The following is a 22,321-nucleotide window of genomic DNA, read 5'->3' as shown; positions in this document are numbered from 1 at the left end:
CTGCATGTCCTGCCGCCCCTGGCCCGTCCCCCCGGCCGGCCATGGCCGGCCACGGCTCACCAGAGGTTGGTGAAGTTCACCGCGACGTTGTCGTTGTCCTGGTCGACCACGGTGAATCCGGAGCCGTTCACCTGCGCGGAATTGCTCTGGTTCGACGCCCCGGCGCCGACGGCCTGCTGCTGGGACGTGGACGAGTTGCCGGAGTTGTTGCCGCCGACACCGCTGCCGACGACCGTCGCGACGGCCGCGTTCGATCCGTCGTTCGCGAACGAGCCGCTGTCGGCCTGGGCCACACCGCCGAAGAGCGCGGCGGCGAGGGGCAGGGCGGCAACAGCGGCGAGGGCACGAGCGGTACGGATGCTTGCCATGTCAATTCCTCCAGGAACCGGAAGTACGGCTTGTTCCGAGGCGGTTGGCCCACCGCCCCGGCGTTGGTCACGACGTCGCGACACCAGAGCTGCCCACCGGATCCCCGGCGAACCACCCATGCGATCCGATTCCCCCGCAGGCGTGAGGAAGCGCCGATAAACCTTTGTGCGCCCCAAAAGCCTCAGCTCACCCCGTCCGCGCCCCACCGGGGCGCCGCCGGAAAGCCGCCTGGGCGCCCGGCCCCGTATCCCCCAAGGGCAGAAGCGTTACGGCGGCCGGGCCGCCGACGCCATGCCCTCTTCCTCTTTTCGAACACCTGAACGAAAATAGAGCCATGGCCATCACCGACCGGCAGACCGCCACCCTGGCCCTCGCCCATGCGCTCTCCGCCGCCGAGCGCGGGCTCCCCGTCATCCCGCTGACCGCCCGCAAGCTCCCCGCGCTGCCCTCCCCGCACCGCAACGACGACCGTCGGACGAGCTGCCGGGGCGCGTGCGGCCTTCCCGGACACGGCGTCCACGACGCCACCACGGACCCGGCCGCCGTACGGGCCCTCTTCGCCGCCGCCCCCTGGGCCACCGGCTACGGCATCGCCTGCGGCCGGCCCCCGCACCACCTCATCGGCATCGACCTGGACGTAGACCCCACGGGCTGCGACGACTCCGCCGTATCACTGCGCCGACTGGCCCTGCACCACCTGTTCACGATCCCGCCGACCGTCACGGTCCTCACCCCGAGCGGCGGACGGCACCTCTGGCTGACCGGCCCGCCCGGCATCCCCGTACCGAACTCCGCGAGCCGCCTCGCCCCCGGCATCGACATCCGGGGCACCGGTGGCTATCTGGTGGGCCCCGGCTCGGTCACTCCGCACGGCCGCTACCGGCTCGCCCCGGGCACCGCCGGCCTGCCTCCGGCCCCCTGCCCCCGCGCGCTGCTGCGCCTGATCACACCCCCGGCGCGGCGCCGGCACAGCACGGGGTCGCCGGGCCGGGGGCGGGGGCTGGTCCGCTTCGTCCTCGCGGCACGCGAGGGCCAGCGCAACACACGGCTCTTCTGGGCGGCCTGCCGCGCCTACGAACACGGATACGGAGACGCCCTGGCGGACGCGCTCACCCGGGCCGCCGTCCGCACCGGCCTCACCGAACGCGAGGCCCGCGCCACGATCGCGTCCGCGGCCCGCCTGGCCTCGGCCGCACCGGACACGCCCTAAGGCGCGGTGCTGAGCTCCCAGAACCGGAAGACGGTGGACGTGTCCAGACAGTTCTGCAGACCCCGGACGTTCTCGTTGGCGACGGCGTACTGCTTGCCCTGCCAGAGCGGCAGGAGCGGCAGCTGACGCGCCACGATGTCCTGGAGCTTGATGAACGACGACCGGGTGTTCGAGCGGTCGGTCATGGACGAGGTCTGCGGGATGATCCGCTTGGTTATGTCGCTGTTCTCGAAATTGTTCGACAGGACATTTCCGTCGCCGAAGAACGGCTGGGTGAAGTTGTCGGGGTCGGGATAGTCGGGCACCCAGCCCTTCACGTAGATGCCGAACTTGCCGTCGGCGATGCCCTTTTCGTACTGATCGAACGGAACGGACTTCATCCCGGCCTCGAACAGCCCGCTCTTGTTCAGCTGATCGGCGATGGTCTGCAGTTCGTCGTCGGTGGCCGGTCCGTAACGGCTCGGCGTGGACCAGAGGGTGAGCTTCACCTTGTCGGTGATGCCGGATTCCCTCAGGACGTCCTTCGCCTTCTGCGGCTGCGGGCTGTCGCCGTACGTGTTGAAGAAGGAGTTGCCGTGTCCGGTGACACCGACCGGGACGATCGAGTAGAGCGGTGTCGCAGTGGACTGGTAGACCTCGCTGACCAGGGCGTAACGGTCCACGAGATAGGCGATGGCCTTGCGCACGGCGATCTTGCCGACCACCGGGTCCTTGACGTTGAAGACCATGTGCTGGACTTCCGCGCTGCTGCCCTGGATGACGTCGAGGCCGTCCTTCTCCGCGGACGGCGAAGTGTCCAGCGCGGCAATCGTCTTGGCGGTGAGGCCGCGGTACGCGATGTCGACCTCGTCGTTCTCCAGAGCGGTCTTGAGCGCCTGCTGATTCCCCTGGAAGAGCTTCATCGTCACGCCGGAGTTCTTCACCTCGGCGGTTCCGTGATAGCCGGAATAGACCGAGAAGACGGCTTCCGACTTGTCTATGGAATCCAGCTTGTAAGGACCGGAACCGACCGTCTTGCCGCCTTCGAGCAGACTGTCCTTGGGATAGACCCGGCGGTCCACAATGGAGCCGGCGCCCGATGCGATCTTGCTGGGGAATGTCGCGTCCGGCACCTTGAGGCGGAATATGACGGTCTTGTCGTCCGGGGTCCTGATCGACGAGATGGTGGAGAGCAGCGGTGCGGGGCCCGCCGGGTCGTTGATCTTGATCGCCCGGTCGAAGGAGTACTTGACGTCCGCCGAGGTGAGGCTGTTGCCGTTGCTGAACTTCAGCCCGTCGCGCAAGGTGCAGGTGTAGGTCCTGCTGCCGTCCGAGAAGCCGCACTCGTCGGCGGCCTCGGGCACCGGGATGGAACCCCCGGGCGGGAAACTCAGCAGCGACTGGAAGACGTTGTTGAACAGCAGCCAGGAGCCCGGGTCGTACCCCGCGGCCGGATCGGTCGCCAGGATGTCGTCGGACATGCCGACGACCATCGTGTCCTTGCTCTCGAATGGCCAGATCTGGTCCTCGGAGCCACAACCCGTCAGCAACAGCACCACTGCCACTCCACCGGACATCAGAGTGGCCGACCGCCTCGTACGAACCTTCACAGAACGTGCCTCATACTCTCGGCCGGGGAGGTGGGGATCCCCGGACAACCGGATCAGGTCAGGAACTACTGCGAACGTCGCGACCGTCCAGCACTGTCAGCCCGGCCGTGCGCGGTGGTACGGACCGAAAGCCTGCCTGAACATGGTGTTCACCAGGGTTCTACATGGTGACTGGCTGCCGAATGACAGCTGATGAACGATGAAGGGCAGACCATGATCGGTCCCGTGGTGCTTTGACAATCTAGTAGTACGCAGCGCTGTGTGGTGGCACATCATGCGACAAGAATCTTCACTCTCAGCCAGCACTTGACACATAATTGGCTGGTATCCAACCATGCCGCCGGGCTGCCCGCCCCGGCCACCGCGACTACAGCCCTGATCAGCCAACACCCCGCGGATAAACCTCGGACGGCCTCTGCGGCCCGCTGTCGCCCGCACTCCGTCCGGAACCGTCCGTGGCCGGTTTCAGTCACGTAGGTCACGTTTTGCCGCGGCTCCGAGATCCAATTGCCGTGCAGGACACCCCTGGTTCAGGGCATGTCTCGTCGGTGCCCGACCGGTGAATTCTCACCGGTGGTCGACAAGAGACCTGCGCCCAGGCCGGTTTCCACCAGGGCACAGACGGTCCGCCACTCCGCCGCGCGCTGCACCACCCGGGGCCCGGAGCCCGCGGCGACGCACAGGCCGGTGATCCGGTCATGCGGCTGCGGGCCCGCCTCGCGCGGCAGCGACACAAAGGGCGAGTCGGCCAACTGCGCGAGAGGGACGGCCCGTTGGGCCGCGAGGGGGTGCGCGGACGGCGCGGACGGGAGGGCGGCCACGAAGGGCTCGGGCAGGACGGTCTCGAAGCCCGCCTCCGCTTCGTCGGCAGGGGGCCCGCGCAGGAGGCCGATGCCGATGGTCCTGTCGTACAGGGCAGCGATCTGCGGGGCGGTGGTCATTTCCTGGATGTCCTGGTGCACGTCGCGGAAGCGTTCCCAGCGGTGCGCAGCAGGCCGGGCAGCACGGTCAGCCCGGTCAGCCCGGTCAGCCCGGTCAGCCCGGTGATCAACGCCGGGGAACGGCAGTGACACTGTTCCGGGCGGAGTCGGCCGGTCGTTCTGCGCGGTGTCGGGCCGAGGTGGAACAGTTCAGCCGCGGCTCGCACGGGCGAGCCCCCGGCGACGACCGCGCACCGGCTCCAGGAGCGCCCCCAGGGCGAACGACTGGATCAAAGCACTGCTCACGACCCCGCCGGCCAGGTACCGGACGGACACGTCCACGCCCCGGGCCGCCCCGCCGAGGCCTGCCACCAGCAAGGAGGCGGGGCGGTGAGAAGGAACGGCCATATCCCGGCGATTCGATGTGCCTCGACCCCGGCGGACAGCCGCGGCGCGGTCAGGCCGAACGGGAGAGCCTCCGACCGATGCTGCTGGTCAGAGGCTCTCAACCACTGCGGTGGGTGTGGGATTTGAACCCACGGTGACTCGCGCCACGACGGTTTTCAAGACCGTTCCCTTAGGCCGCTCGGGCAACCCACCCCTGCTCCGCCCACCTGTGACGGAGCGCCTACAGCGTACCGGTAGTCGGCCGTCGTCCTGATGCGCGGGAGGGGTCCGCAGGTGCGGGGCCCTCCCGCGCATCAGGGGCTGTGGCCGATGGGGCGGTCAGCTGTCGCCGCTGCGCTCCCCGAGGGTGACCTCGGCGGTGTCCGTCTTGCCGTCGCGCGTGTAGGTGAGCGTCACCCGGTCGCCGGGCTTGTGGGTCCAGATCTCGCCGATCAGGGTCGGGCCGCTGTCGATCACGGTGTCATTGAACTTCGTGATGACATCGCCCGCCCGGAGGCCGGCCCGGTCCGCGGGGCCGTCCTTCGACACGGCCGCCGTACCGCCCACCCCCCGGTCGGAGATGACCGCGCCGCCGGTCTTCTCGTCCATGGCGACCGTGGCTCCGATCACCGGGTAGACCGGCTTGCCGGTCTTGATCAGCTGCTGGGCGACGTTCGTCGCCTGGTTGATCGGGATCGCGAAGCCGAGGCCGATGGAGCCGGCCTGGGTCTGGCCGACGCTGCTGCCGGTCGACTGGATGGCGGAGTTGATGCCGATGACCGCTCCGCGCGCGTCGAGCAACGGGCCGCCGGAGTTGCCCGGGTTGATCGAGGCGTCGGTCTGCAGGGCGCTCATGTAGGAGTTGCTGCCGCCGGAGCCGTCACCGGAGGCGACCGGGCGGTTCTTCGCGCTGATGATGCCCGTGGTGACCGTGTTGGACAGGCCGAACGGGGCGCCGATCGCGATCGTGGAATCGCCGACCGCGACCTGGTCCGAATTGCCGAGGGACAGCGGGGTGAGCCCCGACGGCGGGTTCTTCAGCTTCAGCACGGCGACGTCGTAGCCCTGCGCCCGGCCGACCACCTCGGCGCCGTACTTCTTGCCGTCGGAGAACGTCGCCGTGAGCTGGCCGCTGTCCGCCGCGGAGGCCACCACGTGGTTGTTCGTGAGGATGTGGCCCTCCTTGTCGTACACGAAGCCGGTGCCCGTACCGCCCTCGCCGTCGCCACCCTGCGCGTCGATGGTGACCACGCTGGGCAGCGCCTTGGACGCCACGCCCGCGACCGTGCCGGGATCGCGCTTGAGCTCCTGCTGATTGGCCGACGCCGAAACCGTGGTCGAGCCGGAGTCGTTGCGGTCGGCCGCCCAGTAGCCGATGCCGCCGCCGATGCCGCCGGCGATCAGCGCCGCGGCCGCCACCGCCGCCACCAGACCGCCCATGCCACGCCTGCGCGGGCCTTCGGGGGTGTACGGCTGGGGCGGCGCGCCCCAGACCGGGCCGCCGGCGCCCGCACCGTGGGAGGCGTACGCGGGCACGGCGGGCGGGGGCGGCCAGTTGGCCTCGGCGGCCGACTGCGGCGGTGCGTGGGGGTTGAGGGGAGGGGTGTGGGGCGCGTGGGGAGGCGCGGCCGGCGGTTCGGCCGCCGCGGCGGGGGTGGACTCGGGCGGGCTCCCAGGTGCCCCCTGAGGAGCGTCGGCCGGCACTGGAGGTGCGGACGGAACGGCCTCGGCCGCGGTGCCCTCGTTGCCCTCGTTCTCTGTGCTCACAGCTTTTTACTCCTCGGTTCCACATCAATTTCGGCAAGAGATCCGCTGCGTACGTGTCCCGTAACAGCTTTTCCCAAGGCACGTCAGGCCACTGTAAGCAGGACCTGTGCATCCGCACACCAATCTTTACATCGGTCAAAACGGTCCCACGGTGCAAGACGCACCGCAGCATGCGCCGAGGCCGCACCCCCGGGGGTACGTGCTCCGCCGCGCAACGTGCGCACAGGGGTCGCCCGACGGTGACACGATGACGCGGTGACCCACGCACGCCGGCAATCCACGGACCACCCCATCCAGGTCATCGCCCACCGGGGCGCGTCCGACGACGCCCCCGAGCACACCCTCGCCGCGTACCGGAAGGCGATCGAGGACGGTGCCGACGCCCTGGAGTGCGACGTACGTCTCACCGCCGACGGCCACCTCGTGTGCGTGCACGACCGCCGGGTGAACCGCACCTCCAACGGCCGGGGCGCCGTCTCCGCCCTGGAGCTCGCCGAGCTCGCGGCCCTCGATTTCGGCTCCTGGAAGGACCGCGAGGAGTCGGAGTCCCCGGACTGGGATCCGGTGCCGGGGGAACTCACCTCCGTGCTGACCCTGGAGCGGCTGCTCGAACTCGTCGTCGAGACCCGGGCCGCCGGGCGCCCGCTCCAGCTGGCCGTCGAGACCAAGCACCCCACCCGCTGGGCGGGCCAGGTGGAGGATCGGCTGCTGCAGTTGCTGAAGCACTTCGAGCTCGACGCGCCCTCGGCCGACGGCCCGTCGCCGGTGCGCATCATGAGCTTCTCGGCACGCTCGCTGCACCGCATCCAGGCCGCGGCCCCCACGCTGCCCACGGTGTATCTGATGCAGTTCCTCTCGCCACGGCTGCGCGACGGGCGGCTGCCCGCCGGGGCGCGGATCGCCGGACCGGGGATGCGGATCGTACGCAATCACCCCGGCTACATCGAGCGACTGCACCGCGCGGGGCACCGCGTGCACGTCTGGACGGTGAACGAACCGGAGGACGTCCAACGGTGCGTCGACCTCGGTATCGAGGCAATCATCACGAACCGCCCGAAACAGGTTCTGGCGCAACTTGGACGCTCTTAACATCAGTTACACGGAGTGCACCGGCGCATTCGAATCGTATTCGATCGTTACGAGTGCGTCACTGGCAGTCCATTGGCCGGTTTCCGGTCCAGTCCAAGGGGGCATCCACTCCGTGGCGTGGGGCAAAGGAGGTCTCGGGGGTGGCGTTGGTGGTGGCACAGGAAGTGCCCACGTCGTCGAGCATGGCCGTACCCCATGGCCCTGCGGGCGTGGGCCAGGCGCGACACCGGATGCGCGAGCAGTTGCGCAGTCACGGGGTGTCGGATTCGGTCGTCGACGATGCAGTGCTGATTCTTTCCGAACTGCTCAGCAATGCCTGCCGGCACGGCAGGCCACTGGGCCGGCACACGGATGTGGGTGACGGCGACGTCCGCGCCGCATGGCGCGTCGACAGAACGGGCGGGCTGACCGTCGAGGTGACGGACGGCGGCGGTCCGACCCGTCCGGTTCCGGCCACCCCGTCGGTGACAGCGCGTGGCGGCCGCGGGCTCAACATCATCAGCGCGCTGGCCGACGAGTGGGGCGTACGCGACAGCTCGTCCGGTGAAGTGACCGTCTGGGTCCTGGTCAACGAGGGACACGGGCAGGGGCCCGGGGTGCCGGGTGCGCCGAGAACGGGCATTTCGGGGGCGAACATTTCGAGGCCGGGCGTCTCGGCGCTCGACGCGCTGGGTTTCGCGGACGCCTTCGACGACGTGAGCTGACGCTCCGCCGCTCGCTCCGGCACCGATGCCGGTACCGGCGGACACATGGGCGTGCGGGCGCGTGTGTCCCGGACGCGACAGGGACGGCTAGGCTCGCGGCCCAGACCGCACTGTCGCAATCGGGAGAAAGCCCACCATGGCCAAGAAGCGCCCTCAGACCAAGGCCGGGAAGCAGCAACTCAAGGACGGCGAGATCCCGGTGGTCGGGGCTCGTGAGCCCTGCCCGTGCGGTTCGGGCCGCCGCTACAAGGCCTGTCACGGCCGCGCCGCCGCCCAGGCCGTGACCGAGCTGGTCCACCGTCCCTTCGAGGGGCTGGCCGGCGAGTGCGACTGGGTCGCGCTGCGCGAACTGGTGCCCGCCGCCACCGTGCCGCTGACGCTGAAGGACGGGCTGCCCGAGGGCGTGCCCTCGGTGACGCTCGCGACCGTCCTGCCGATGGCCTGGCCGGCGCTCCGTCGCGACGACGGTTCGGTGCTGCTCGCCCTGCAGAACGACACCCCGTCCGGTGACCTCAGCCGTGACCTCGCGGACACCCTGCTGCGGGCGCTGGCCGCCGAGCCCGGTTCGCCGGTGGCCGCGCAGCGCGTGCCGGCCGACGGTCCGCGGCTTCAGGACGTGCTCGACCCGGATGCGGCGTTCGAGCCCGCCGTCCACTCCGGCTTCGAGTTCTGGGTTCCGGACGCGGAGAACGCCACGCCCGAGGTGTCCGCCTCCCTGGAGCGCGCGAACGAGGCGGCGATCCCGACGACGCGGCTCGCCGGTGTGGACGCCGCCTACTGGTGCGAGACCCCGGAGAAGAACCACCTTCGCTGGGTCATGCCGCACGCCGAGGAGCGGCTGCTCGACGCGCTCGCCCGGCTGCACGCCGCCGGCACCTCCTCGCTGGGCGAGGGCACCAGGCTGGTCGGCTCCTTCCGGGCGCACGGGCTGATGGTCCCGGTCTGGGACCTGCCGAGCGCGATGGGCGCCGAGGAGTGCGAGAAGCCCGCGGCGGAGTTCGCGGAGCGGCTGACCGAGGCACTCGCCTCGGACGCGCCCCTCACCGCGGAGGAGCGGCGGGCGCGCGGCGGGCTCACCAACCGCCAGGTGACTCTCAGCTGACGGTGACGAGCGCCGGGCCCGCGGGCCCAATAGGTGACTCGCGTCACAACTCCCCGTACTCATAGGTAAATCCCTGTCCGAATACGCGAGATCGAATTTGCGAACGGCAGATCTCTTGTTACCGTTCTAGAAGCCCGGTCGCTGGTGCATCCCCCGTCGCCAGCGATCGGGCATCCTCATTTCCGGGTACGGCGCACAGCGCGCACCACGGCGCACGAGACCGCGCAGAAGCCCCTCGTCGATACGCCCCGGCTCATCGAGCACAACGACTCACGCCCTCGCACCCGCGACTGCCCCACCCTGTCGCGCACTGCCCCGTCCCACGCCCCCGCCTCGCCCCGCGACGGTCGGCCCCGCGTACGGACCGGCGGAGCGGGAGGAACGAGCCCCTGCGGGACCGATCGGTCTCGGACAGATGCCCGGCACCGGGCACCGGGCGCCGGGGGCGGATGCCTGCGGGCCGGACGATCTCCGCGAATACCGCTGCCGCCACCGACCGCCACCGGAATCAGTCGAATAGATATTCGAGTAATCCGGTCCGAGGCGTTCCGGAAAGGTCATCAGAAAGCCTTCCGCCGCCGGACTTTGCAACGGCGGACACGGCGGGCTTTGCAATTGCGTGGCATGGACCGGGAACGAACCCGGGTCGCATCGAAGCCATATCCGGGGCCGTATCCGGGGCCGTATCCGTCATCGGGAATCCGATCACCCGGATATCCCGAGCCCCATCTGTCGGCTTCGCATGAGCATCTGACAGTCCGCCGGATATCCCGACGGAAACCCGGAGCCGACGCGACTCGGCCCGGCCCCTGCGCCCCTGCCCCCGTCAGTACGCGAGCCGGCTGCCGCCGTCCGGTGCGCCGCTGCTCGCCTCGACCAGTGCGTCCAGCACCGTCCCCACATCCGGCAGCCACGGCGCATCCGACGCCGGGGCGCGCTCCCAGCGCACCTGCCCCGCTCCCGCCTCGGACGGCGGGAGGACGAGATAGCCACCCTCGCCGTGGAAACGCAGCGAGCTGGGCACCCAGTCCTGGGCGTGCAGCAGCTCACCGAGCCGTTCGAGGCTGTACGGGGCGACCATCAGCGACCACCGCGTCGGCGTCGCCACCACGGGGCCGAGCCGCACGCCCATCCGGTCCAGCTCGACCAGCGCCCGGGCGGCGGCCACGGCCGGCAGGCTCAGCGCGCAGGGGGCGTGCCCGCCGGTGGCCAGGAGGATCGGGGCGGCGGGCCGGTTGGCCCACCACCAGCGCACCATGCGCTCGTCGGTGGTCGCCGCGAGGAGACCGGGGTCGAAGGGGTGCGCGCCGGGCACGGCGCACTCGGGATCGGGACAGGCGCAGCCGCGGCCACGGCCACCGCGACCACCGGCCGCCTCCAGCCCGACTCCGGGGAGCACGGGCCACCGCCATGCCGTGGCACAGGTCAGGGCCGCGTCGAGCTGGGCCGGCCTTGCCCTGCGCCGGAGCCGGAGCCTGCGTCGCCTTCCGAGGATCTCGCGCATGAGCGCTCGTTCCTTTCCGTTGAACGCCGAGGGGCCACATCACACCGCGTGTGAGTTGCTGTGCGTGTGCATCACTTCACTGTGCGTACATGCTCTTCAAATCTGCGGTACGGGTGGGTCGTCGGTACCGAGCATGGGCCGAGCCGAGTCGAGCAGGTGCGAGACGGGTCCGGACGGACCGGTCCGGACAAGCGCGGCGAGGAGCGGCGCACATCGCGCCTGCCGTACCGAGGTGCAAACCCCGCCACTCGGGGGTGGGGGCGTGGCCGTCACTGGAGAGGACGTCCGGGCCCGCTGCCGGGTTCCGGGGCGATCAGAACTGCCCCTGGCCTTCTTCGATTACGTACCCAGCATGCCCGAAATGACGCTCCCTCCGGGACTTCACCCCGAGAACACCCCCTGTTCGAGCACGCCCAGTCGACCGCAAATAGTTACCTACGGGTGCAGTTTTTGGCCAACTTGATGGCCGTCCGGACACCATAAATCCCGTGGGGACAATGCTGGACATCGCCTCACTTGTGCGTGTACATGTGGTGCTACGTGTACATGCGGATGCACTGATAGCGGCGCAGAATGACATGGGGGTTTGCGATGCTATTCGACAGAAAGCACTGGTCGGAAAGCCGGAAGCCATGAGCGCCCCACACCTGCCAAAAGTGGCTGGAATCGATCCCACAGTTCCGGTTTCAGCTCACACTGCCGGGTCTCTGTCCGAAGTGCCCTCCGCTCCCGGAGCCTTCATCCAGGACCGGCTCGCCGGCTGGATCTCCGACCTCACCACGTTGCACGAACTCACCGAGCGGCTGGCCAGAACCGGCACGCTCGACGATGCCCTCCACGAACTGCTGGACGCCGGGGCCGCCCTGGTCGGCGCCCGCCGCGGCCTGGTCGTCCTCGAACCGTCCGACCGCCGCGGCCCCGTGAGCACCATCGGCCTCGGGCTCGCCCACGCCGAGCTCGGACAGATCGAGACCGTTCCGCGCACCGCCACCTCCTACGGCCGGATCCTGGAAGGGCTCCCGGACACCGAAAACGCGCTGACCACCCCCGACCTGCTGGGCGACCCCGGCCTGGACCCCCGCCGCCGCGAGGTCGCCGCCCGGCTCGGATACGCCGCCAGCTACGCCGTCCCGATCACCGCCGGAGCGACCGGCAGGCTCGGTGCCGCCGTCTGGCTGTACGACGAACCCGCCGAACCCCTGGAGCGCCAGCGCCATCTCGTCGGCCTCTACGCCGGATACGCCGGTGAGCACCTGGCCAGGCTGCTGGAGCTGGAGCGGGCCAGAGCCGATGTCGCCACCGTCAGGGAGGAGCTGCTGCCCAGCCGGCTGCCCCGGATTCCCGGCGTACAGCTGGCCGCCCGCCACCGAAGGGCGGCGCAGGGCGGCGGCGACTGGTACGACGCGCTCGCCCTGCCGGAGGGTGCGCTCGGCCTCGCCGTGGGCTCGGTGAACGGCTCCGGGCCGAGCGCGCTGGCCGCCACGGGACGGCTGCGGGCCGGTCTGCGGGCGTACGCGGTGATGGAGGGCGAGGATCCGGTCGCCGTGCTCTCCGACCTGGAGCTGCTGCTGCGGCTCACCGAACCGGCCCGTACGGCGACCGCGCTGTTCGCCTACTGCGAACCGGCCGAGCGCAAGATCCTGCTGGCCGGCGCGGGCCACACCCCGCCGATCGTGATCGGCGACCGGTGCACCGAATTCGTCGAGACCTCGGTCTCCGCGCCGCTGGGCATGCTCGCCTGCTGGGAGGCGCCCAGCGTGCAGATCACCCCGGCGCCCGGCGAGACCGTACTGCTCTACACCGACGGGCTGCTCCGTCGCACCGGCGTCTCGACGGACCGGGCGTTCGCGCGGCTCCACTCGGCTGCCGCGTCCGTACCCAAGGCGATGCGCCACGACGCCGGAGCCGTCGCCGACCATGTGCTGCACACCGTGCTGCCGGACGGGCCCGACCGGAACGGCAACGATCGCGACCGGAGCGACAGCGCCGAGGACGTGGTCGTACTGGCCGCGCGTTTCGACTGAGCGCCGCCGAGTCCCGCTCCACACCCGCTCCGGCCGTGTAACAGGTCTTCCGGCCCTGTGCCCCCTTCCGTACGCCCGTACGATGGTCGGGGTCCAGTGTCGTATCAAGGAGAGACAAATCGTGGCTGAGGAGCTCACCCCGGAGAACCCGGAGACCGAGGAAGAAGAGACGGTCAAGCAGCGGAAGAACGGCCTCTACCCGGGCGTCTCCGATGAACTCGCCGCGAACATGAAGTCCGGTTGGGCCGATACCGAACTGCACGGCCTCGAACCGATCGCCCAGGCCGCATACACGGCTGCCCGCCGCGCCGCGCTCTCCGCGCGTTTCCCCGGTGAGCGACTGGTCATCCCCGCGGGCAACCTGAAGACCCGCTCCAACGACACCGAGTACGCCTTCCGCGCCTCCACCGAGTACGCGTACCTCACCGGTGACCAGACCCAGGACGGCGTTCTCGTCCTGGAGCCGACCGAGGACGGTCACGAGGCGACCATCCACCTGCTGCCGCGCTCGAACCGCGAGAACGGCGAGTTCTGGCTCGACGGCCAGGGCGAGCTGTGGGTCGGCCGCCGCCACTCCCTCGCCGAGGCCGAGCAGCTGCTGGGCATCCCCGCGAAGGACGTGCGCGAGCTTCCCGCCGCGCTGACCGAGGCCACCGGCCCGGTCCGCAACGTCCGCGGCCATGACGCCGGCATCGAGGCCGCGCTGACCGACAAGGTCACCGCGGAGCGCGACGAGGAACTGCGCGTCTTCCTGTCCGAGGCCCGGCTGGTCAAGGACGCCTTCGAGATCTCCGAGCTGGAGAAGGCCTGCGACGCGACCGCGCGCGGCTTCGAGGACGTCGTCAAGGTCCTCGACCGGGCCGAGGCGACCAGCGAGCGCTACATCGAGGGCACCTTCTTCCTGCGCGCCCGCATCGAGGGCAACGACATCGGCTACGGCTCGATCTGCGCGGCCGGCCCGCACGCCACCACCCTGCACTGGGTGCGCAACGACGGACCCGTGCGCTCCGGCGAGCTGCTGCTCCTCGACGCCGGCGTGGAGACCGACGACCTCTACACCGCCGACGTGACCCGCACCCTTCCGATCAACGGCACGTTCACGCCGTTGCAGCGGAAGATCTACGACGCGGTGTACGAGGCGCAGGAGGCGGGCATCGCCGCCGTCAAGCCCGGCGCCGGCTTCCGCGACTTCCACGACGCCGCGCAGCGGGTGCTCACCGAGAAGCTCGTCGAGTGGGGCCTGCTGGGCGACCTGACCGTGGACGAGGTCCTGGAGCTGGGGCTCCAGCGCCGCTGGACGCTGCACGGTACCGGTCACATGCTCGGCATGGACGTCCACGACTGCGCCGCCGCGCGCACCGAGGCGTACGTCAACGGCACGCTGGAGCCCGGCGTCTGCCTCACGGTCGAGCCCGGTCTGTACTTCCAGACCGACGACCTGACCGTGCCGGAGGAGTACCGGGGCATCGGCGTCCGCATCGAGGACGACATCCTCGTCACCGAGGACGGCAACCGGAACCTCTCCGACAAGCTGCCGCGCCGGTCCGACGAGGTCGAGGCGTGGATGGCCCGGCTCAAGGGCTGATCCCCACGTGTCGAAGGACGCTCTGCTCAGGACACCATGAGCAGGGCGTCCTTCCGCCATTTCAGGACCTTGTCGAAGCTGACGACGGCACCGCGGCCGGGGCGGTTGCCGAAGTGCACATGATCGGCGAGCTGCTCGATCAGACAGAGCCCCCGCCCGTCCTCCGCGTTGAGCGGCGGGTACTGCCGGGGCTCGTACTGCTGCTGGTCCTCGTACCGCTCCGCGGAGTCGTGGAGGGTGCGCCGGGCCGGGAAGCCGGGGCCCGAATCGGCGACCTCGATACGGCACTTCTCGCCGTCCAGATAGGCGGTGACCTGGTACTGCGCCGAGGCGGCACCGGGCAGCTCGTCCCACACGTCCCACGGATCACGGGTGCCGAACCGGTCGCCCCGGTCTTCCCGCTCGTCCTGGATCCCGTGGTCACCGCCGTGCTCGACGGCGTTCGCACAGGCCTCGCTGAGCGCGAGCGACAGATCGAAGGAGATGTCCGGGTCCACGCCCGCGGTCTCCATGGTGCCCAGCAGGAAGCGGCGGGCGAGTGGAACGCTCGCAGCCTCGCGCCGCAAATGGAGGGACCACCAGATGCTCATGCTCCAGCCTCCTGGCTGCGGCTCGACATACCGATACCTATTGCCGCGCAGCGCCGTTCGTAAGCGCGGACCGGATGTGAGACCGCTCATTCGGCGGATACCAGCTCTCCGTACACCCGTGTATGCCCGACGTACACCCGCGCAAGCCCCCAGCTCGTAGCGAACGGCTCGTGGCGACCGACTCATACCAACCGGCTCGTGATGAGCGGCTCGTGATGAGCGGCTCGTGGTGACCGGCTCGTTCCAATCGGACGGAAGGCGACCTTCCGGACCTGCCGTACCGAAGCCGGGGGGTCGGTGCGATGATGACCCGGCCATGTCTATGCCGGTCGCACGCGCCGGAGCCGGTCTGCGGCTCCTGAGGACCGCGGTGTTCGCCGCGGTCTGCGTCGCGCTGTCCGCGGCGGGTCACGCCCTGGCCTCCTGTGCGCCGGTCCCCTGGTGGACCCTGCTCGCCGGATTCCTGGGGATCACCGCGGTGGTGGCCCCGCTCGCCGGACGCGAGCGTTCGCTGCCGTCCATCGCCGCCGCGCTGGCGGGCGGACAGATCGCCCTGCACGCCCTGTTCGGCATGGGCACGCACGGCACCCCGGCGAACACCGCGACGGGCGACGACTCGCTGATCCGGTTCGCGGCGAGCCTGGTGTGCGGGGCCGGTCCGGCGCAGCTGAGCGCCGCCGAGGCGCACCGCATAGTCACCACCGCGGGCATCGACCCGGCTTCGGTGTCGGGGGGCGCCCACCAGCACTTGGCCTCCGCGTCCGGCACGGATCCGGCCGCGCTCGCCGCGCTCCTGCCCGACCTGCCCATGGTGCTCGGCCACCTGCTGGCCGCGGTGGCCACCGGCTGGCTGCTGCGGCGGGGCGAGATCGCCCTGTTCCGGCTGGTCCGGCTGTCCGCGCACGGCGCCCAGCAGATCGCCGCCGGGGCCCGGTTGCGCGCGCTGCGGGCCGCGCTCGCCCTGGTCGGCGCCCTGCGCGCCGGACTCCCCAGCGGCCCGACGACCGGGCCGCGCACCCTCCGTACGGCGGTCGACGCCCCGGCGCCCGCCACCGGAGACCCCTTGCAGCACCTGGTGATCAGGCGCGGTCCGCCACTCGCGTACGCACTCGCAGCCTGACGCGACACCTCCACCCGGCGCACGGACCGCTCTGTTCCGTACCCGGTCGGCGCATGCACGCCGTTCGGATGGGAGAGGTGTCGTGATGCCGGCACGCACCCGCGCGCCGGACCACCTTCCTTCGTGCTCCGTGGAGTGATATCTGCCATGAACGTTTCCCGCATCGCCCTCGCCGGCGGCGTCGCCGCGTCCACCGTCCTGATCCTCGCCGGTACGGCCTCCGCGCACGTCAGCGTGCAGCCGCAGGGCGAGGCCGCCAAGGGCGGTTACGCCACCGTCAACTTCAAGGTCCCCAACGAGCGCGACGACGCCTCGACGACCAAGGTCGAGGTCAACTTCCCGACCGACCACCCACTGGCCTCCGTCATGCCTCAGGCCGTGCCGGGCTGGGACGTCGAGGTCACCAAGAGCAAGCTGGCCAAGCCGCTGGAGATGCACGGCCAGAAGATCAACGAGGCCGTCTCCAAGGTCACCTGGACCGCCACGGGTGACAAGGACGAGCGCGGCATCCGCCCCGGCGACTTCCAGCAGTTCCCGCTCTCCATCGGCCAGCTCCCCGAGGACGCGGACCAGCTGGTGTTCAAGGCCATCCAGACGTACGACAACAAGGAAGTCGTCCGCTGGATCGAGGAGCAGAAGGAGGGTGCCGAGGAGCCCGAGAGCCCCGCGCCGGTCCTCGCACTGACCGCACCGGCCGCCGGCGAGCACGGTGCCGCCGCCGACGCCAAGTCCACCGGCTCCGGTGCCGAGGCGTCGGACAAGCGGACGACGGCCGCTCCGGACTCGTCCACCAGCGACACCACGGCCCGTGTCCTCGGCATCGTCGGCATCGTCATCGGCATTGCCGGAGTGGCCTTCGGCATCCTCGCCGGACGCCGCCGCACCGCCTGATCCACAGCGCCACCCGTCCCACCGACCACCAGGAATCAGAGCTCCATGTCCAAGAAAACGGTGCTGGCCGCGGCGTTCGTCGCCGCGGCCGCGCTCACCCTGTCCGCCTGCGGCAGCAGCGAAGACAGCGCCAAGAAGCCCATAGCCGATGTGTCGGTCCAGCCGAAGACCAAGGCCGCGACCGCCCTGGACCAGCCGTTCACCAAGCCGAATCTGGTGCTCACCGACACCCACGGCAAGAAGTACGACCTGCGCGAGCGGACCAAGGGCAAGCCGACGCTGATCTACTTCGGCTACACCAACTGCCCCGACGTCTGCCCGCTCATCATGAGCAACATCGCCATCGCCAAGAAGGCGCTCCCCAAGGCCGACCAGGAGAAGCTCCAGGTCATCTTCGTGACCACCGACCCCGAGCGGGACACCCCGTCCTCGCTGGGCAGCTGGCTCAAGTCTCAGGACCCGTCCTTCATCGGCCTCACCGGCGACTTCCCGACCATCCAGGCGGGCGCGCGCCAGATCGGCATCGGCATCGACGCGCCGAAGAAGGAGAAGGACGGCACGGTCGTCTCGATGCACGGGTCGCAGGTCATCGCGTTCTCCCCGAAGACCGACAAGGGCTACCTCGTCTACAGCGAGGACACCTCGCCCGACGACTACACCAAGGACCTCCCCAAGATCGTCGAGGGGAAGACCCCGTGAACCGCCGCATCGCCCTCGCCGGCGTCGTCGCCCTCACCGCGGGGCTGACGCTGGCGGGTTGCTCGTCCTCGGACAGCAAGCCCGAGCTGAAGGTGACCGGCGCGTTCATGCCGCAGCCCGTCAGCGACATGGCGGCCGGCTTCCTCGTCGTGAAGAACAGCGGCGACGCTTCCGACCGGCTCACCTCCGTCACCAGCTCCATCTCCGACAACGTCACGATCCACGAGACGAAGAACCAGACGATGCGCATGGTGACGTCCTTCGACGTGCCCGCGGGCGGCGAGCTGGATCTGGAACGCGGCGGCAACCACATCATGTTCATGAAGCTCAAGCAGCAGCCCAAGCAGGGCGAGAAGGTGTCCGTGGAGCTGCACTTCGAGAAGGCCGACCCGATCAAGGTCGACCTGCCCGTGATGGAGACCACCCACAACCCGAAGAAGCAGTGAGGGACTGACTCGTCATGACAGCCACCGCCCCGCACTTCGGACCGCCCCCGTCGGCTCCCGCGATCCGCCGTCCACTCGCCGCGGCCGCACTCCTCGCCGCCCTCGTCGGCATGGTGTTCGGCCTGTTGCTGGGAGGCGCGGGCCCGGCGTCCGCGCATGCCGCACTGACCGGGAGCGATCCGCAGGACGGGGCGGTGGTCGCCACCGCCCCCAAGGAGGTCACACTCACCTTCTCCGAGCAGGTCGCCCTCGGCGACGACTCCATCCGGATCCTCGACCCCGACGGCAAGCGCGCCGACACCGGCGCCGCACCGCGTGATCTGCAGAGCGGCTCCACCGTGAAGTACGGAGTCTCGCTGCACACCGGGCTGCCCGACGGTACGTACACCGTCGCCTGGCAGGCCGTGTCCGCGGACAGCCACCCCGTGTCCGGCGCCTTCACCTTCTCCGTCGGAGCCCCCTCGAAGACTGCCGTGGCGCTCCCGACGGACCAGGCCGGGGGCGGCCTCGTCGGCGCCCTCTACGGCATCGCGCGCTACGCCGCGTACGCCGGTTTCATCCTGCTGGCCGGCGGCTCCGCCTTCGTGCTGGCCTGCTGGCAGCGCGGCGCGGGCGCCCGTCCGCTGCAACGCCTGGTCGTACGCGGCTGGATGACCCTCACCGTCGCCACCCTGGCGATGCTGCTGCTGCGCAACCCGTACACCGGGTCCGGGAAGCTCGCGGACGCCTTCGACCTCGACGGGCTGAAGGCCGTGCTCGACACCAAACCCGGCGCCGCGCTCGTCTCCCGGCTGCTGCTGCTCGGCGCCTCCGCGCTCTTCATCGCCGTGCTCTTCGGCGCCTACGCCAAGCGCGAGGACGAGCGCGAGAAGAAGGACCTCACCTTCGGGCTGGCCATCGGCGGCACGGTGATCGCCGCCGGGATCGCCGGTACGTGGGCGCTCGCCGAGCACGCCTCGACCGGGATCCAGCCCGGCATCGCCATGCCCGTCGACGTGCTGCACCTGCTGGCCGTGGCCGCCTGGCTCGGCGGTCTCACCGCACTGCTGGTCGCGCTGTACCGGACCCCCGACATCGGCGCGACGGCGGTACGGCGCTTCTCCGGCATCGCGTTCGGCAGCGTCATCGTGCTCGCCGCGACCGGGATCTACCAGTCCTGGCGCCAGGTCGGCACCTGGTCCGCGCTCACCGGAACCGGATACGGGCAGCTGCTGCTCGTGAAGGTGGGGCTCGTCGCCGTCCTGATCGGGGTCGCGTGGTTCTCGCGGCGGTGGACGGCACGCCTGGTCACGGGCGGGGGCGGCGCGGCGACGGAAACCCGGGACGAAGAGACCTCTCCGGCAGAGACCTCTTCGACGGAGGCGTCCGGAAGCGCCGAGGTTCCGGACACCTCCGGGGCAACGGCCGAAGACCCCGCGCGGGCGGCTCAGCTCGCCCGGCAGCAGGCCGCCGTGGCCACCGCCGAGAAGAAGCGGATCCTCGACGCCGACCCCGACCGGTCCGGGCTGCGCCGATCGGTGCTGGCGGAAGTGGGGGTCGCTGTGGCACTGCTGGCGGTGACGACCGTACTGACCTCCACCGAGCCGGCGCGCACCGAGGAAGAGGCGGCCCGTGCGTCGACCGCGGCGAGCGCCCCGGCAGCCGCGGGCCCGGTCGAGATGAAGCTGCCCTTCGACACGGGCGGCGAGAACGGCAGGGGAACGGTGCGAATGGAGATCACACCCGCCAGTACCGGCGCCAATGAGCTCCACCTCTGGGTCGACGGCAGCGACGGAAAGCCCATGGACGTACCCGAGGTGAAGGTCGCCTTCACTCTGGAGTCCAAGGACATCGGCCCGCTCCCCGTCGTCCCCGCCCGGCTGACCGAGGGCCACTGGACCGCCGACGGCGTCCAGATCCCGATGGCGGGCAACTGGAAGGTCGCCGTGACCGTGCGTACGTCGGACATCGATCAGACGACCATCGACAAGAACATGAAGATCGGTTGAGCGGGATCGTGAGCGCGAACAACAGCAGGAAGACCTCGACGGGCGGCGGGGCCGCTGCCCCTCGCGGCAACGAGACCGGGGACGCCGTCGGCGGCATCACCCGGCGTCGGCTGATCGGCAGCGCGGGCGCGGCCGGCGCGACCGGGCTGGTGCTCGGGGCGGCGGGCGGCGCCACCGGCTATGCCGCGACCCGGCCCGACGACCCCACCGCGCTGACGGCGGTCGGCGCCACCAAGGTGATGTTTCACGGGAAACATCAACCGGGGATCACCACTCCGCTTCAGGCGCGCGGCCATCTCGTCGCCTTCGACCTGGTGCCCGGTGCAGGCCGGAAGGAAGCCGCCGCGCTGATGCGCCGGTGGTCGACGGCGGCCGAGCGGCTGATGGCGGGCGAGCCCGCCGGGAGCGGCGCGGCGGACGGGCCGGACCACGACACCGGGATCGCGCTGGACGCCGGACCGTCCTCGCTGACCGTCACCTTCGGCTTCGGCCGGACCTTCTTCGAACGCACCGGCCTGACCGACCGCCGCCCGCCGGGGCTCGACCCACTGCCGCCCTTCTCCTCCGACCGTCTCGACACCGCGCGCTCCAACGGTGACCTCTGGGTCCAGATCGGCGCGGATGACGCGCTGGTCGCCTTCCACGCGCTGCGGGCCGTACAGAAGGAAGCAGCCCCGGCCGCCAGGGTCCGCTGGCAGATGAACGGCTTCAACCGCTCTCCCGGAGCCACGGCCGAGCCGATGACCGCCCGCAATCTGATGGGCCAGGTCGACGGCACCAACAACCCGAAACCGGCCGAGAGCGACTTCGACCGCCGCATCTTCGTCCCGGACGCCCCGGGCGGAGCGGATGCGAAGTACGACTGGCTCGCGGGCGGCTCGTACGCGGTCGTGCGCCGGATCAGGATGCTGCTCGACGACTGGGAGAAGCTCCCGGAGGAACGCCAGGAGCAGGTCATAGGGCGCCGGAAGAAGGATGGCGCTCCGCTGAGCGGCGGCACCGAGACCACCGCGATGGACCTCGACAAGGCGGGCTCCGACGGCAAGCTCCTGATCCCGGACAACGCCCACGCCCGGATCTCCGCCCCGGAGAAGAACAGCGGCGCGGCCATGCTGCGGCGCCCCTTCTCGTACCACGACGGCATATCGGCGGACGGCACTCCGGACGCCGGTCTGCTGTTCATCTGCTGGCAGGCGGATCCGCTGCGCGGGTTCGTTCCGGTGCAGCGGAAGCTGGACCGGGGCGATGCCCTGTCGCCGTTCATCAGGCACGAGGCGAGCGGCCTGTTCGCGGTGCCGGGCGGTGCCGCGGACGGCGAATACGTGGGGCAGCGGCTGCTGGAGTCCTGAGCCACCGGGGCGCATTAGGGTGACGGTATGTCCGCCACGCGCTACGCATATCTCGGCCCCGAAGGCACCTTCACCGAGGTCGCCCTCCGTACGCTCCCGGAAGCCGCCACCCGAGAACTCGTCCCGATGGTCTCCGTACCGGCGGCTCTGGACGCGGTACGCAGCGGGGCCGCCGCGGCGGCTCTCGTACCGATCGAGAACTCCGTCGAGGGCGGCATCACCGCGACGCTCGACGAACTCACCACCGGCGAACCGCTGATGATCTACCGCGAGGTGCTGCTCTCCATCACCTTCGCGCTCCTGGTGCGGCCGGGCACGGAGCTGTCCGACATCAAGTCGGTCACCGCGCACCCGGCCGCCCAGCCGCAGGTGCGCAACTGGATGGCCGCCCACCTCCCGGACGCCGTGTGGGAGTCGGCGGCGTCCAACGCGGACGGCGCCCGGCTGGTGCAGGAGGGCCGGTACGACGCGGCCTTCGCCGGTGAGTTCGCGGCGGCGACCTACGGCCTGGAGCCGCTGGTGACCGAGATCCATGACGCGGAGAACGCGCAGACCCGCTTCGTGCTGGTGGGCCGCCCGGCCCGGCCGGCGGCGCCGACGGGCGCGGACAAGACGTCGGTGGTCATCTGGCTGGGCGAGGACCATCCCGGTGCGCTGCTCGAACTGCTCCAGGAGTTCGCGGTGCGCGGGGTGAACCTGATGCTGATCCAGTCGCGGCCGACGGGAGCGGGCATCGGGAACTACTGCTTCGCGGTGGATGCCGAGGGGCACATCGCGGACCGCCGGGTCGGTGAGGCGTTGATGGGGCTGAAGCGGATCTGCCCGAAGGTGCGTTTCCTGGGTTCCTATCCGAGGGCCGGTGTGGCGGTGCAGGACGTACGGCCGCTGCGGGCGGGTACGTCGGACGCGGAGTTCACCGAGGCCTCCGACTGGCTGGCCCGAAACCTGGACGGCCGGGGCTGACGGGACCGGCAGGGCTGACAGGGGC

The 22,321-nt window shown here is 70.5% G+C and carries 20 protein-coding genes and 1 tRNA gene; 13 read left to right on the top strand and 8 right to left on the bottom strand.

What is annotated here, in order from left to right:
• Positions 1-56: 56 nt before the first annotated feature.
• The gene (locus ACFVH0_RS29875) at positions 57-368 is read right to left on the bottom strand and encodes a hypothetical protein (RefSeq protein ID WP_124719964.1); all 312 of its coding nucleotides are present in this window, start codon (positions 366-368) and stop codon (positions 57-59) included.
• A gap of 335 nt (positions 369-703) precedes the next feature.
• Here ACFVH0_RS29875 and ACFVH0_RS29870 point away from each other — a divergent pair, with 335 nt between their 5' ends.
• The gene (locus ACFVH0_RS29870) at positions 704-1,579 is read left to right on the top strand and encodes a bifunctional DNA primase/polymerase (protein WP_385825202.1); all 876 of its coding nucleotides are present in this window, start codon (positions 704-706) and stop codon (positions 1,577-1,579) included.
• Here the strand turns inward: ACFVH0_RS29870 and ACFVH0_RS29865 are convergent.
• The 5 genes from ACFVH0_RS29865 to ACFVH0_RS29845 all read right to left on the bottom strand — a co-directional run bounded on the left by ACFVH0_RS29865 (position 1,576) and on the right by ACFVH0_RS29845 (position 6,242).
• The gene (locus tag ACFVH0_RS29865) at positions 1,576-3,168 is read right to left on the bottom strand and encodes an ABC transporter substrate-binding protein (protein WP_385825200.1); all 1,593 of its coding nucleotides are present in this window, start codon (positions 3,166-3,168) and stop codon (positions 1,576-1,578) included. The two genes, ACFVH0_RS29870 and ACFVH0_RS29865, sit on opposite strands and share 4 nt — an antisense overlap.
• A gap of 530 nt (positions 3,169-3,698) precedes the next feature.
• Positions 3,699-4,130, bottom strand: coding sequence for a LysR family substrate-binding domain-containing protein (locus ACFVH0_RS29860; RefSeq protein ID WP_385825198.1), 432 nt, complete (start codon positions 4,128-4,130; stop codon positions 3,699-3,701).
• Positions 4,131-4,298: 168 nt separating this feature from the next.
• Positions 4,299-4,496, bottom strand: coding sequence for a hypothetical protein (locus ACFVH0_RS29855; protein WP_385825196.1), 198 nt, complete (start codon positions 4,494-4,496; stop codon positions 4,299-4,301).
• Positions 4,497-4,603: 107 nt separating this feature from the next.
• Positions 4,604-4,688, bottom strand: a tRNA-Ser gene (locus ACFVH0_RS29850).
• Between the two features lie 126 nt (positions 4,689-4,814).
• On the bottom strand, positions 4,815-6,242 hold the full coding sequence (locus ACFVH0_RS29845) for a S1C family serine protease (protein ID WP_385825194.1): 1,428 nt from the start codon (positions 6,240-6,242) through the stop codon (positions 4,815-4,817).
• A 255-nt stretch (positions 6,243-6,497) separates the two neighbouring features.
• Between ACFVH0_RS29845 and ACFVH0_RS29840 the strand changes: the two genes are divergently transcribed.
• The 3 genes from ACFVH0_RS29840 (at position 6,498) to ACFVH0_RS29830 (ending at position 9,137) form a co-directional block, all read left to right on the top strand.
• Complete coding sequence (locus ACFVH0_RS29840; protein ID WP_385825192.1) at positions 6,498-7,331, top strand: glycerophosphodiester phosphodiesterase; 834 nt, start codon at positions 6,498-6,500, stop codon at positions 7,329-7,331.
• Between the two features lie 53 nt (positions 7,332-7,384).
• A complete protein-coding gene (locus tag ACFVH0_RS29835; protein WP_385825190.1) occupies positions 7,385-8,035 on the top strand; it encodes an ATP-binding protein in 651 nt (216 codons plus the stop codon).
• Positions 8,036-8,171: 136 nt separating this feature from the next.
• Complete coding sequence (locus ACFVH0_RS29830) at positions 8,172-9,137, top strand: DUF5926 family protein (protein ID WP_385825188.1); 966 nt, start codon at positions 8,172-8,174, stop codon at positions 9,135-9,137.
• Positions 9,138-9,963: 826 nt separating this feature from the next.
• On the opposite strand, the gene ACFVH0_RS29825 is transcribed toward ACFVH0_RS29830, so the two are convergent.
• Positions 9,964-10,641 (bottom strand): bifunctional DNA primase/polymerase, encoded by a 678-nt coding sequence (locus tag ACFVH0_RS29825; protein WP_385825186.1) that lies wholly within the window; start codon positions 10,639-10,641, stop codon positions 9,964-9,966.
• 632 nt (positions 10,642-11,273) lie between these two features.
• Between ACFVH0_RS29825 and ACFVH0_RS29820 the strand changes: the two genes are divergently transcribed.
• Together ACFVH0_RS29820 and ACFVH0_RS29815 are read left to right on the top strand one after the other, a co-directional pair.
• Positions 11,274-12,665 carry a PP2C family protein-serine/threonine phosphatase gene (locus tag ACFVH0_RS29820; RefSeq protein WP_385825184.1) on the top strand — a complete coding sequence of 464 codons (1,392 nt, stop codon included), beginning with the start codon at positions 11,274-11,276 and terminating at the stop codon, positions 12,663-12,665.
• Between the two features lie 121 nt (positions 12,666-12,786).
• The gene (locus ACFVH0_RS29815) at positions 12,787-14,250 is read left to right on the top strand and encodes an aminopeptidase P family protein (RefSeq protein ID WP_385825181.1); all 1,464 of its coding nucleotides are present in this window, start codon (positions 12,787-12,789) and stop codon (positions 14,248-14,250) included.
• Between the two features lie 26 nt (positions 14,251-14,276).
• Here the strand turns inward: ACFVH0_RS29815 and ACFVH0_RS29810 are convergent, their stop codons facing one another.
• Positions 14,277-14,840, bottom strand: a complete 564-nt coding sequence (locus ACFVH0_RS29810) for an ATP-binding protein (RefSeq protein WP_385825179.1) — start codon at positions 14,838-14,840, stop codon at positions 14,277-14,279.
• A 316-nt stretch (positions 14,841-15,156) separates the two neighbouring features.
• Between ACFVH0_RS29810 and ACFVH0_RS29805 the strand changes: the two genes are divergently transcribed.
• From ACFVH0_RS29805 to pheA, 7 genes are all read left to right on the top strand, one after another.
• Entirely contained in the window at positions 15,157-15,960 is an 804-nt protein-coding gene (locus ACFVH0_RS29805; RefSeq protein ID WP_385825177.1) for a hypothetical protein, read from the top strand.
• Positions 15,961-16,107: 147 nt separating this feature from the next.
• On the top strand, positions 16,108-16,851 hold the full coding sequence (locus ACFVH0_RS29800; protein ID WP_385825176.1) for a YcnI family protein: 744 nt from the start codon (positions 16,108-16,110) through the stop codon (positions 16,849-16,851).
• A gap of 45 nt (positions 16,852-16,896) precedes the next feature.
• Positions 16,897-17,550 (top strand): SCO family protein, encoded by a 654-nt coding sequence (locus tag ACFVH0_RS29795; RefSeq protein WP_385825174.1) that lies wholly within the window; start codon positions 16,897-16,899, stop codon positions 17,548-17,550.
• The gene (locus ACFVH0_RS29790; RefSeq protein ID WP_385825172.1) at positions 17,547-17,996 is read left to right on the top strand and encodes a copper chaperone PCu(A)C; all 450 of its coding nucleotides are present in this window, start codon (positions 17,547-17,549) and stop codon (positions 17,994-17,996) included. Before ACFVH0_RS29795 ends, ACFVH0_RS29790 begins: the two co-directional genes overlap by 4 nt.
• 14 nt (positions 17,997-18,010) lie before the next feature.
• Positions 18,011-19,984, top strand: coding sequence for a copper resistance CopC/CopD family protein (locus ACFVH0_RS29785; RefSeq protein ID WP_385825170.1), 1,974 nt, complete (start codon positions 18,011-18,013; stop codon positions 19,982-19,984).
• Between the two features lie 95 nt (positions 19,985-20,079).
• Positions 20,080-21,333, top strand: a complete 1,254-nt coding sequence (gene efeB, locus ACFVH0_RS29780) for an iron uptake transporter deferrochelatase/peroxidase subunit (protein ID WP_385825210.1) — start codon at positions 20,080-20,082, stop codon at positions 21,331-21,333.
• Between the two features lie 27 nt (positions 21,334-21,360).
• Positions 21,361-22,296: a prephenate dehydratase gene (gene pheA / locus ACFVH0_RS29775; protein ID WP_385825168.1), complete on the top strand. Its 936-nt coding sequence runs from the start codon at positions 21,361-21,363 to the stop codon at positions 22,294-22,296.
• Positions 22,297-22,321 lie beyond the last annotated feature (25 nt).

This window comes from Streptomyces sp. NPDC127117 (assembly GCF_042677325.1).
Taxonomy (GTDB): domain Bacteria; phylum Actinomycetota; class Actinomycetes; order Streptomycetales; family Streptomycetaceae; genus Streptomyces.
This window is presented reverse-complemented; position numbering and strand designations above follow the sequence as displayed.

What these genes read in the sequence shown, in the direction of transcription:
- ACFVH0_RS29795 (WP_385825174.1), top strand. Translation starts at nt 16,897, where the DNA reads ATGTCCAAGAAAACGGTGCTGGCCGCGGCGTTCGTCGCCGCGGCCGCG.
- ACFVH0_RS29855 (WP_385825196.1), bottom strand. Translation starts at nt 4,496, where the DNA reads ATGGCCGTTCCTTCTCACCGCCCCGCCTCCTTGCTGGTGGCAGGCCTC.
- ACFVH0_RS29830 (WP_385825188.1), top strand. Translation starts at nt 8,172, where the DNA reads ATGGCCAAGAAGCGCCCTCAGACCAAGGCCGGGAAGCAGCAACTCAAG.
- pheA (WP_385825168.1), top strand. Translation starts at nt 21,361, where the DNA reads ATGTCCGCCACGCGCTACGCATATCTCGGCCCCGAAGGCACCTTCACC.
- ACFVH0_RS29800 (WP_385825176.1), top strand. Translation starts at nt 16,108, where the DNA reads ATGAACGTTTCCCGCATCGCCCTCGCCGGCGGCGTCGCCGCGTCCACC.
- ACFVH0_RS29825 (WP_385825186.1), bottom strand. Translation starts at nt 10,641, where the DNA reads ATGCGCGAGATCCTCGGAAGGCGACGCAGGCTCCGGCTCCGGCGCAGG.
- ACFVH0_RS29870 (WP_385825202.1), top strand. Translation starts at nt 704, where the DNA reads ATGGCCATCACCGACCGGCAGACCGCCACCCTGGCCCTCGCCCATGCG.
- ACFVH0_RS29805 (WP_385825177.1), top strand. Translation starts at nt 15,157, where the DNA reads ATGTCTATGCCGGTCGCACGCGCCGGAGCCGGTCTGCGGCTCCTGAGG.
- ACFVH0_RS29810 (WP_385825179.1), bottom strand. Translation starts at nt 14,840, where the DNA reads ATGAGCATCTGGTGGTCCCTCCATTTGCGGCGCGAGGCTGCGAGCGTT.
- ACFVH0_RS29785 (WP_385825170.1), top strand. Translation starts at nt 18,011, where the DNA reads ATGACAGCCACCGCCCCGCACTTCGGACCGCCCCCGTCGGCTCCCGCG.
- ACFVH0_RS29875 (WP_124719964.1), bottom strand. Translation starts at nt 368, where the DNA reads ATGGCAAGCATCCGTACCGCTCGTGCCCTCGCCGCTGTTGCCGCCCTG.
- ACFVH0_RS29820 (WP_385825184.1), top strand. Translation starts at nt 11,274, where the DNA reads ATGAGCGCCCCACACCTGCCAAAAGTGGCTGGAATCGATCCCACAGTT.